Below are 831 nucleotides of genomic sequence, written 5' to 3'. Positions count from 1 at the left end.
CTTATTTTTATACTTTTTATTTTATCCCTATTTGTATTTAATCAATTATATGTACTAATTAAAAATGTCTGAGTCACCCTTGCTCTTACATTGATTTTACTTGGTATTATAAGCACAATAAAAGTAGACACTAGACTAGCTTCTATTGTCTGACAAGTAAATATGCCAACAAGGAGGAGAAGTTGATGTCAAAAATATTAAATATTTCCAGAGAAGATATTATTAATTATCTCAAAGTCTCCTGTCAAATGCCAGAAACATTGGAAGCGATCGCCACTCGCAAAATTATGACTGAGACATCAGTAGCCATTGGGATTAAAACAGAAACTGAAGAATTACAAAAAGAAGCAGATAATTTTCGGATTGCCAACCAATTAATCAAAACAGAAGATACTTGGAATTGGTTAAAAAAATATCATCTTTCCTTAGATGATTTTGAAGAATTAAACCAAACCAATTTATTATCAAGTAAATTAGCAAATCATCTGTTTGGCGAACAAGTAGAACCCTTCTTTTATCAGCACCAAATAGACTACACAGGAGCAGTCACCTATGAAGTAGTTGTAGATGATGAAGACTTAGCATTAGAGCTATTTTACGCTGTCCAAGAAGGTGAAATTAGTTTCCAAGAAATTACTCGCCAATATATCCGAGAACCAGAAATTAGACGTGCTGGAGGTTATCAAGGCATTAAGCGTCGTACCGATTTGAAACCTGAGATTGCGGCGGCTGTATTTGATGCCGTACCACCACAAATTATTAAGCCTATTGTCACATCACAAGGAGTGCATTTAATTTGGGTTGAAGAAATCATCCAGCCACAATTAAGTA

1 protein-coding gene is annotated in these 831 nt (G+C 34.2%); it reads left to right on the top strand.

Annotated features, from left to right (window positions below):
* Positions 1-185 precede the first annotated feature (185 nt).
* Positions 186-831: peptidylprolyl isomerase (locus CALSC_RS25625; RefSeq protein ID WP_143288407.1), on the top strand; the 646-nt coding region annotated here is incomplete at its 3' end.

The sequence above is a fragment of the Calothrix rhizosoleniae SC01 genome (assembly GCF_900185595.1).
GTDB classification, from domain to species: Bacteria; Cyanobacteriota; Cyanobacteriia; order Cyanobacteriales; family Nostocaceae; genus Calothrix_A; species Calothrix_A rhizosoleniae.
Note: the sequence above shows the minus strand (reverse complement) of the source record. Positions and strands in the feature narration are given on the sequence as shown.